This is a genomic window from Psychrobacter sp. T6-1, assembly GCF_052258445.1.
Window position 1 is genome coordinate 1 of record NZ_JBQQFC010000070.1, and the last position, 10687, is coordinate 10687.

Below are 10687 nucleotides of genomic sequence, written 5' to 3' on the forward strand. Positions count from 1 at the left end.
CAACTTCATCATTTTTTGTAGACCGATTATTTGCTCATTTTTAAGTGAGTTTTTATTCCTTTGATATGACGATTGATTATGACTAGTGCCCCTTTATCTGCATCAAAAACACCCTCTACCCTAAGCTATAGCGAGATTCAAAGCATCGTTGCAAGCGACTTTGAGATCATGGATAAGCAAGTCTTTGGTAGTCTTAATTCAAAAGTACAGCTGGTGATGAGCGTCTCTCAGCATGTGATTAATGCTGGCGGCAAACGTATGCGCCCGCTGATAACGCTGCTTTGCGCGCGCATGCTAAATGATGAGCCTTCAACGCAGGCCATGCATTTAGCGGCGATTACTGAGATGCTACATACCGCCACTTTGGTTCATGATGATGTGATTGATGAGTCAGGACAGCGCCGCGGCAAACCCACTGCCAATGCCACTTGGGACAATGCCACCGCTGTGCTCGTAGGCGACTACCTAATTGCCCGCGCTTTTAATTTGCTTGTCGGTTTTGGAAGTTTGTCTCTATTACAATTGTTCTCCGATGGCACTTGTGATATCGCTGAAGGGGAGGTGTTGCAGCTTCAGCATCAGCACAATCCTGCGGCAACTGAGACGGATTACCTGAACATTATCGATGGCAAAACCTCACGGCTGTTTATGATGGCAACCCAAGGCGCCGCCATTTTGCAAAAGCAAGAACAGCATATGCAGGCGCTCTCTGATTTTGGTCAGCACTTTGGCAATGCCTTTCAGATCATTGATGATGTGCTTGATTACAGCGGTGATAGCGAGCTTATGGGCAAAAACTTAGGGGACGACTTAAGTGAAGGCAAGCCTACCTTACCGACGATTAAAGCGTTGGAGCTCCTAAAGGGTAGTGACTCAAAAGGTTATGAGCAACTGCGGGTAGCCGTTCAGACGGGCAAAACACCCAATGCTAAGCAGCTTATTGATTTGGTACGTCAGTCAGGAGCGCTTGACTATTGTACTGCGCGAGCATTAGAAGAAACTAAGCTTGCACAACAAGCTCTTAGCACTCTACCTGACAATCGCTATCGACTTGGACTATATCAATTAACTGAGCTTGCCAGCGCACGACTGTTATAGAGTATTATTTGAATCTATAACAAAAGTTAACAATTTTTTATAGGGAATAATTTTTTATTGCTAGTGCTCGATTTTTAAGCCAGCTTATAGGCTACGCGCTTTGTAAGTAGATAAAATACATAGATCTTAATATAAAGCGCTTTATGACGACTTGACTATAGGGTGTACCCAATAGTTTATAATAGCGAATAATTTTTCACTTATACTTTTTACGCATACTTGTTGTTCATACTTAGTTATTCATATTTCGCTTAAACCCCATTATTAGATAGCTTCTAGACATAAAATGATGAGTACCTCAATGGCATTTATCAGCTTAACGGTTATCTACTTTACTTATATCGTATCTATATCGACGAGGACCTTGATGAAGCACTCTACTCTTGCGCTTGTAATGGCCACTGTACTATCTGGAGCTGTACTGGTTGGCTGTGACAAAAAAGACGAAGACGCCGCAGCGGCGCAGCAACAGATGCCGCCCGCTGTTGTCAATGTTCAAGCCGTCACCTTTGGATCCGTTCCTCAAGTTCAAACCTTTTCTGGTCGTACCGCCGCCTTTGAGACCGCCGATGTGCGTCCACAAGTGAGCGGCGTGATTGAAGAGGTATTGTTCCGTGAAGGCAGTAACGTTAAATCAGGTCAGCCGCTTTATCGGATTAACACCGATAACTACGCGTCATCTATTACTAGTGGTCAGGCCGCTATCGCTCAAGCACAAGCCAATCGTCAGACCGCAATAGCCAATAATGCTAACGCCAAAGCTGAGCTCGCTAGCCGTCAAGCGTCGCTTGCACAGGCCCAAAACGATTTGCAGCGACTGCAAGGCTTGGTCGATATCGATGCGATCTCCAAACAGCAATATGATCAAGCCGTCACGCAGGTTCGTACCGCGCAGGCCGCTTTGGAGAGTGCGCGCGCGGCAGTAGGACAAACGCAAGCTGGTATATCTAGTGCAGAAGCAGGCATTCAAAGCGCGCAGGCCGCCCTAGACGCGAGTACTTTGGATCTTAATCGCACCATTGTCAGAGCACCCATTGCAGGTCGTACGGATCGCTCAAGCGTCACCGCTGGTACTTTGGTTAGTGCAGGTCAGCCCGATCCCTTGGTTACCGTCTCACGTCTTGATCCCATCTATGTCGATATTAGTCAGTCTTCATCCGAGCTACTTAAACTGCGCCAACAAATATCTGAAGGCACAGCCCAAGCTGGTATGAATACAGTTGAGCTAGTGTTAGAGGACGGTTCGGTATATCCAGTACGCGGCAGGCTCGCTTTATCAGAAGCTAAAGTGGATCAATCGACAGGCGCAGTCACGCTGCGGGCTATATTTCCAAATCCAAATAACGTTCTGCTTCCAGGTATGTATGTCTCAGCGCGCTTGACGCAAAGCGTTATCACCAATGCCGCCTTACTGCCACAGAGCGCGGTTATGCGTACGCCTAAGAGTGAAACGCAGGTGTATATCGTCGATCAAAACAACAAAATTCAAGTGCGACCCGTTACGGTCAACGGTACTTTCGATGGTCAATGGGTCATCACTGACGGCTTACAAGCAGGCGATCAAGTGGTCATTATTGGCGGCGCTAAAGTCAAACCTGAACAAGAAGTCGTTGCCAAACCGCTTGAGAGTGCCAATCCTGCGCCATCGGCAAATACTGCTAGTGGCAGTGCTAATGCCAAAACGCCGCAGCAAGCTGCCAAAACGATGAATGAGCCAGCTGGCGATGACGCTTCTAATGACAATTCAGTTGAAGCTTCTGCTAACTAATTCCATTCAAAGATAGGAAGACTTAGGGATATACTATGTCAGTTTTTTTTATTAATCGCCCTATTTTTGCATGGGTAATGGCCATTTTGGTCATGCTTATCGGGGTCATATCGGTCATCAATCTGCCGATTGAACAGTATCCACGTATTGCGCCGCCGACGATTTCAGTGAGTGCCAGCTACCCTGGCGCAAATGCGCAAACGGTCGAGAACTCTGTCGTTCAGGTCATCGAGCAGCGCATGAAAGGCCTTGACGGTCTGATGTATATCTCATCGTCTAGCTCCTCTAATGGCGGAGCGACCGTTACGCTCACTTTTGAGAACGGTACTGATCCTGATACCGCACAAGTACAAGTACAGAACAAGCTACAATCGGCTATGAGCTCATTGCCTGAATCCGTTCAGCGCCAAGGGGTCAATGTCAACAAGTCCTCCAGTAGCTTTATGATGGTACAGGCCTTTATCTCAGAAGATGGGAATATGGACCGCGCTGATATTGCTGATTATGTCAGCTCAAATGTCGTCGATCAGCTCAGCCGCGTCGAAGGCGTTGGTGAAGTACAGCTATTTGGTTCTACTTATGCCATGCGTATCTGGCTAGACCCTGCGCGCTTACGTAGCTATAACATGGTGCCAAGCGACGTCGTCAATGCGGTTCGCGCGCAAAACGCTCAAGTCTCAGCAGGACAATTAGGCCAAGCGCCCGCCGATACCGACCAGCAGGTTATTAACGCGACGGTTACGGTACAAAGCTATCTACAAACGCCAGAAGAGTTCGCCAATATCCTACTCAAAACAGACGTCTCAGGCGCGCAAGTACGCTTGGGTGATGTGGCAGATGTCGAGATTGGTAGTGAAAACTACGGCGTAGTCTCACAGTACAACGGTCAAGAAGCAGCAGGTCTGGGTATCTCGCTTGCAGGCGGCGCTAATGCCTTGGAGACTCGTGAAGCAGTCGCCGATCGTATGGCGCAGCTTGAATCTAACTTCCCAGCAGGTCTAGCTTCTGTTGTACCTTATGACACCACGCCATTTGTGCGCTTGTCTATCGAACAAGTTGTCATGACGCTGCTTGAAGCGATCGTACTGGTGTTTATCGTCATGTTTATCTTTTTGCAGAACTGGCGCGCGACTATTATTCCAACACTTGCTGTTCCTGTCGTTTTGCTTGGCACCTTTGCCGTCTTGTACGTCGCAGGCTTTAGTATCAATGTCTTGACTATGTTTGCGATGGTACTCTCCATCGGTCTACTGGTCGATGATGCCATCGTCGTCGTTGAGAACGTCGAGCGTATATTAGAAGAAGATCCGCATATCTCAATCAAAGACGCGACCATTCAATCAATGGGTGAGATTAGCAAAATTGTAATCGGTATTGCCCTTATCTTGTCGGCGGTATTTGTACCGATGGCGTTCTTTGGCGGCTCAACAGGCGTCATTTATCGTCAGTTCTCGATCACTTTGATTACTGCTATGGTGCTCTCAGCACTAATCGCCCTTATCTTCACCCCTGCTCTATGTGTGACTTTGCTCAAACGTAGCAAGAGTCATGAAAAAGGCAATACTGAAGCGCAAAAAGGCTTCTTTGGTTGGTTTAACCGTAGCTTCTTTAAGCTCAGCCGCAAATACGAAGGCTTTGTGGGTAAAAGTATCCGTTTTAAATGGTTATATCTGGTGGGCTACGCGATCATCATCGGTATTATGACAGTGGTGTTCTTGCGTATTCCAGGCTCGTTCTTGCCAGAGGAGGATCAAGGTATTATGTTTACCTTAGTCCAGCTCCCAGCAGGTTCCACGCTCGATGAAACCCAAGATGTGCTAGAGAAAGTGCGTACTTATTACGATACCCAAGAGACGGATAATATCGCGTCAGTGTTTACCATTGCAGGTTTTAGTTTTGCCGGACAAGGACAGAATATGGGTCTGGCGTTCGTGCGACTCTCTGATTGGGAGGCGCGTGATGGCGACGAGAACACTGCGCAGGCCGTTGCGGGTCGAGCGATGGGCTACTTCTTTACTCAATTGAACGAAGCGCAAGTATTCGCTATTGTACCGCCTGCCATCACTGAGCTGGGTAACGCTAGTGGTTTTGATTTAATGATTCAAGATACCGGTAATATCGGGCACGATGGGCTGCTTGAAGCGCGCAATATGCTCCTAGGTATGTCCGCGCAAAACGATCAAGTCGCAGGCGTACGTCCTAATGGACAAGAAGATGCGCCGCAGCTTAAAGTCAATATCAATCAAGAGCAAGCGGCGGCCTATGGCTTATCGCTTGGTAGTATCAATAGCGTAATCTCAACCGCTTGGGGGTCAAGTTACATCAATGACTTTATTGATCGTGGCCGTATCAAGCGTGTGTTTGTCCAAGGTGAGCCTAATAGCCGTACCAACCCTGATGATATCGGTAAGTGGTATGTGCGTAATGAGACAGGTGATATGATCTCATTCGATGCCTTCTCAAGTAGTGAGTGGCAATCAGGCTCGCCGCGCTTAACCCGCTATAACAGTCTACCGTCTATGAACATTCAAGGTAGCGCCGCCCCAGGTCTTAGTACAGGTGAGGCGATGAGCGCGATGGAAAACATGATAAGCGAGTTACCCGAAGGCGTGGGTTACGAGTGGACAGGTATGTCACTAGAGGAACAAAAATCTGGTGCGCAGGCTCCTATGCTTTATGCGCTATCTATTTTGGTCGTCTTTTTATGTTTAGCCGCGCTGTATGAGAGCTGGTCTATTCCCTTCTCAGTGCTGCTAGTTATCCCGCTTGGGGTATTAGGTGCGGTCATCTTTACATGGCTGCGAGACTTTGCCAATGATATCTATTTGCAGGTCGGCCTGCTCACCGTCGTCGGTCTCTCTGCTAAGAACGCCATTTTGATTATTGAGTTTGCCAAAGAGCATCAAGAGGAAGGTTATAGTCTCAAAGAGGCGGTTATGACCGCAGCCCGCCAGCGTCTGCGTCCTATTATTATGACCTCGCTTGCCTTTGGCCTAGGTGTCGTGCCGTTATTTATCGCCAGTGGCCCAGGTTCTGGTAGTCAAAACGCGATCGGTACCAGTGTTGTCGGCGGCGTTCTGACAGCAACCTTTTTGGGTATATTCTTTATTCCTATGTTCTATGTTTGGGTACGTAGTCTGTTCCCGCATAAATATGGCAATAACAAACCGCGTGATCCAGATGATGATGGTCACGATAATGGCCCTAACGACGACTCAACAGATGACACTCAGACTTTAGTCACCTCTGAGAATTATCAGCCTGCAAGCTTTGGAGATAATACACAATGAGTAATCCCTCTATTACTGCCCATACAGTGCCCAAGGCAATCACTACAAAAAAGCGAATGCTCGCGTGCAACCCTGTAAAAAAAGCATTTGTAGGGCGCTCAACCCGCCTTTTGAGTTTGAGCGTATTAACGCTAAGTATGACTGCTTGTAACACCATACCAAAAGTAGATACTACGCCTGTGCTGGCGCAGCCAAATATTCCTATTAATGAGTCTTATAGTAATTTTGATAAAGAGACGGTTAGTACGCCGCAGCAGCCAAGCCTAGCTGGTCAGCGCTGGCAGGACTTTTATAGTGACGAGCGCCTAAAAGCACTTATCGCTTTGGGACTTGAGAACAACAAAGACTTTGAGAGTGCGCGTCTTGCGATTGAGCGCGCGCGCGCGCAGTACCGAATCACCGATATTCGCGATTTGCCTACGATTAACGGTCAGGTCGATTACTCTCGTCAAAGCCAAGCCACGCCTCGAACCAGTCTCCCTGGCGGCGGTAGTGTGGGTGGTCGTCAAACAACAGACAGTTATGGTGTCAACTTAGGTCTTGCCAGCTATGAGTTAGACTTTTGGGGTCGCATTGATAGCTTGAAAGATCAAGCGTTGCAGAGCTTTTTGGCAACGACAGCAGCAAAAGATGCCACCAAGATTAGTCTGATCAGTAATATCGCCCAAAGCTATGCTAATTTGAGCTACAGCCTAGCGCAGTTAAAGCTAGCAGAGGCCACTGTCGAGAGCCGTGAGCGCTCGCTATTTATTGCCAATGAGCGCTTTAAAGCAGGTATCGATCCCAAGCTGCCCTCACTGCAATCCTCAGCGGCGCTTGAGAATGCCCGCCTCGCCGTATTACGCGCTCAAAGCAGCATTTTGACCTCTCGTAACGCGCTACAGTTCTTGCTTGGTGCACCGATACCCGGAGAGCTTATCCCAGCGCCTGCGGTCAGTAATATTACAACTCACGAAGTCTTTAGCGCTGGTCTGCCAAGTGAGCTGCTACGCTTTCGTCCCGATGTCTTGCAAGCAGAATATAACCTTAAGGCTGCTGGCGCTAACATCGATGTCGCGCGCGCCGCATATTTTCCAACGATTAGCCTTGCCAGTAGCGTCGGTCTGCGTAGCGATGGGTTAAGCGATTTGTTTGATAGCGACTCCTTTGGTTGGTCGTTTGGTCCCAACCTTAGTGTGCCTATCTTTGATGGTGGCCTGCTTGATGCTAATTATGAAGTGGCACAAGTGGAGCGTAAGCAGAGTCTTGCTCAGTACGAGAGATCTATTCAAACCGCTTTTCGCGAAGTCTCAGACGTCCTTGCCACCCGAGCAACGCTTGGTGAGCAGTTAGCGGCGCAGTACCGTCTGCAAGATAACTTTGATCAAACGTATGAGATTGCTAATGCACGCTTCAAGGCAGGTATCGCAAACTATCTAGATGTTCTCGATGCTCAGCGCTCTTTGTTTTCGACTCAGCAGGGTATCCTAGATTTAGAATTGCAAAAAATCATCAGCCAAATTGAGCTATACCAAGCGCTTGGCGGCGGTGCTAATCTTGATGTACCAACTACCGCTATCCCTGTGCCGCAATATACTAATCTGACGAATATCGCAACGTTAGTGACCAATAACGCAGAAGCAAAAGCGGCTGAGGCGATTGAAGCGGCAAGCTCTGCCCGCGTAGTCTCTGTAGCCGAAGCTGTCGCTATCAAGCAGGAACAAGGCTCAGATGATATGACCTTTAAGCCAACGGCTATCGTCGATATTGATGATGACAACGATGCTGACGCGGCGGTAGGTTTACTTATTGATGAAAGCGCCGTTGAAACCGTGCCAGTCACGCAGATAAGTGAGCCATAGTTTATTTAGCGTTAATTTATAGATGTTACAGATAAAACGAGCTCTGCCGCTTTGGCGGGGCTTTTTGCTTTTATTAAAAACAATAAGGAATATCCATGTCTTATACCTTTAATCGTCAATTTCCTGAGACTCGTCTGCGCCGCTTGCGTTATAACGATAATGTGCGTTCGATGATCCGCGAAGTTGAATTGCACCCCAAACACTTTATCGCTCCTGTTTTTGTTTTGGAAGGGGAAAACCAGCGTCAAGCCATTGCTAGCATGCCAGGCGTTGAGCGTTTATCCATCGATTTGACCATTGAATATGCTAGAGCATTGTTAGCCGAGGGCGTCACCACTATCGATATCTTCCCTGTTATCGACAACTCGCTAAAAACGCCTGATGGCAAGGCCGCTTATGACGCCAACGGTCTTACTGCTCGCGCGGTCGCCGCTATCAAAGATGCGGTGCCAGAGATGGTCGTTATGACCGATGTCGCCCTTGATCCTTATACGTCTCATGGTCAAGATGGCTTACTCGATGATAGCGGTTACGTGGTCAACGATGCCACCGTTGAGGTACTCGTCAAGCAAGCACTCGTTCACGCGCGTGCAGGCGCTGATATTATCTCTCCAAGCGATATGATGGACGGTCGTATCAAAGCCATGCGCGATGCGTTTGAGTCCGAAGGTTTTGCTAATACCGCTATCATGGCCTACTCTGCCAAATACGCCTCTGCCTACTACGGCCCATTTCGTGACGCTGTCGGTAGTGCAGGCAATCTAAAGGGTGGACATAAAAAACAGTATCAGATGGACTTTGGTAATCGCGCGGAGGCCTTGCACGAGGTGGCAATGGATATCGCTGAGGGCGCAGATATGGTCATGATTAAACCCGGTCAGCCTTATTTGGATCTGATCCGCGAGGTCAAAAACACCTTTGGCGTACCAACGTTCGCATACCAAGTTTCAGGGGAATACGCGATGCATATGGCGGCGATTCAAAATGGCTGGCTGACTGATGCGGTGATATTAGAGTCGCTCATTGGCTTTCGCCGCGCTGGTGCCGATGGCATCTTGACGTATTTTGCATTAGAAGCGGCTCGCCAACTAAACCATGCTTAGTTTTTTATAACATTTAACCTCTAAAGCAAAAATATAGCGTCAGTTTACGCTTTAAACTGACGCTATATTACTTGTACATCAAGTACACTGTCCTTTTTTGCATAATATCACCTCACGGTCTTTAGACCAAACCCCAAAAACCCATCCTTTTGCTTTATAATAACCCACCAGATTTTAGGCGATGCTTTGTACGATTAGTCTCGCTTTATCATCAACATAGATAAGCTTTGTGATCACCAATAGTCAACTATTTTGTTTGATACAAAGCCACGTCTATTCTTTTTGTTTTTGTACTATTTGCCACAAAGGTCACCATATGAGTCAACTCAATCCTAGACAAAAAGAAGCTATGCTCTATGTATCAGGGCCGCTTTTGGTATTGGCAGGCGCAGGCTCAGGTAAGACTTCGGTGATTACGCGCAAGATTGCTTATCTTATCGAAGAATGCAATATGCCAGCTGAGCGTATCACCGCAGTGACCTTTACTAATAAAGCCGCGCGCGAGATGAAAGCGCGGGTCAGTAAATTGCTACCGAGTGAAAAGACGCGCGGATTGACGGTCTCGACGTTCCACCAATTTGGCTTACAGTTTTTGCGTTATGAGCTGATTCATACCCCGCTCAAAGGCAACTTCTCTATCATGGACAGTGATGATAGCAAGCGGCTATTGATGGAGCTGATGATGCGCGATAACTTATCAGGCGCTGAGAGTCGTGAGCTGGTTGGCAAAGCGATAAAAATGATATCGGATTGGAAGAATGATCTGGTTGAGCCTGATAAAGCGATGGAAACTTTAGATGATCCAGAGGACATGATTTTTGCAACTCTCTATGCCTTATATGAGCGTAATTTGCGCGCTTATAATGCCGTCGATTTTGATGACTTGATTGTCTTGCCAACCAAGATACTACGCGAAAATCGTGAGCTGCGTGATAAATGGCAAAATCGTATTCGCTACTTACTCGTCGATGAGTATCAAGATACCAATACCGCCCAGTATGAAATGATTAAATACTTAGTTGGGCCGCAAGGGCGCTTTACTGTGGTCGGTGATGATGACCAATCTATCTATGCGTGGCGCGGCGCCAAACCTGAAAATATGGCGCTGCTCAAAGAGGACTTTCCCAAACTCAAGATCGTTATGCTTGAGCAAAATTATCGCTCGACCAGTCGTATTTTGACCTCAGCTAATGCCGTTATTCTTAATAATGAGCATCTGTTCGAAAAAAAACTGTGGTCAGATAAAGGTCAAGGCGAAAAAATTCGTATCATTAATTGCCGTAACGATGATGATGAATCTGAGCGCGTGGCAAAAGAGATCATCACCCATAAACTGCGTTTTGGTAATGAGTGGGAACAGTACGCGGTGCTCTATCGCAGTAACTTTCAGGCGCGTATGCTTGAGGCACAATTGCGCCAATTACAGATACCTTATAAGCTATCGGGTGGTCAGTCGTTCTTTGCGCGTAGTGAGATCAAAGACATTATGGGCTATTTGCGCCTGATTTTAAATCCTGAGGATGATAGTGCATTTTTGCGTATTATCAATACGCCCAAACGCGGTATGGGGCCTGCGACTTTAGAGAA

General features: G+C 47.5%; 6 protein-coding genes. All 6 read left to right on the forward strand.

What is annotated here, in order from left to right; genetic code table 11:
• Positions 1 to 78: 78 nt before the first annotated feature.
• A complete protein-coding gene (locus ACTXGO_RS05930) occupies positions 79 to 1098 on the forward strand; it encodes a polyprenyl synthetase family protein (RefSeq protein WP_443543474.1) in 1020 nt (339 codons plus the stop codon).
• 367 nt (positions 1099 to 1465) lie between these two features.
• Positions 1466 to 2866, forward strand: a complete 1401-nt coding sequence (locus tag ACTXGO_RS05935; protein ID WP_435950421.1) for an efflux RND transporter periplasmic adaptor subunit — start codon at positions 1466 to 1468, stop codon at positions 2864 to 2866.
• Between the two features lie 35 nt (positions 2867 to 2901).
• Positions 2902 to 6156, forward strand: coding sequence for an efflux RND transporter permease subunit (locus ACTXGO_RS05940; RefSeq protein WP_443573685.1), 3255 nt, complete (start codon positions 2902 to 2904; stop codon positions 6154 to 6156).
• The gene (locus ACTXGO_RS05945) at positions 6153 to 7997 is read left to right on the forward strand and encodes an efflux transporter outer membrane subunit (protein WP_443543472.1); all 1845 of its coding nucleotides are present in this window, start codon (positions 6153 to 6155) and stop codon (positions 7995 to 7997) included. The genes ACTXGO_RS05940 and ACTXGO_RS05945 overlap by 4 nt, the downstream gene beginning before the upstream one ends.
• 95 nt (positions 7998 to 8092) lie before the next feature.
• The gene (gene hemB / locus ACTXGO_RS05950; RefSeq protein WP_443543470.1) at positions 8093 to 9100 is read left to right on the forward strand and encodes a porphobilinogen synthase; all 1008 of its coding nucleotides are present in this window, start codon (positions 8093 to 8095) and stop codon (positions 9098 to 9100) included.
• A gap of 316 nt (positions 9101 to 9416) precedes the next feature.
• Positions 9417 to 10687: UvrD-helicase domain-containing protein (locus ACTXGO_RS05955; RefSeq protein WP_443573687.1), on the forward strand; the 1271-nt coding region annotated here is incomplete at its 3' end.

Coding starts and splice junctions, on each gene's coding strand:
- ACTXGO_RS05935 (WP_435950421.1), top strand. CDS start 1,466: ATGAAGCACTCTACTCTTGCGCTTGTAATGGCCACTGTACTATCTGGA.
- ACTXGO_RS05930 (WP_443543474.1), top strand. CDS start 79: ATGACTAGTGCCCCTTTATCTGCATCAAAAACACCCTCTACCCTAAGC.
- ACTXGO_RS05940 (WP_443573685.1), top strand. CDS start 2,902: ATGTCAGTTTTTTTTATTAATCGCCCTATTTTTGCATGGGTAATGGCC.
- ACTXGO_RS05945 (WP_443543472.1), top strand. CDS start 6,153: ATGAGTAATCCCTCTATTACTGCCCATACAGTGCCCAAGGCAATCACT.
- hemB (WP_443543470.1), top strand. CDS start 8,093: ATGTCTTATACCTTTAATCGTCAATTTCCTGAGACTCGTCTGCGCCGC.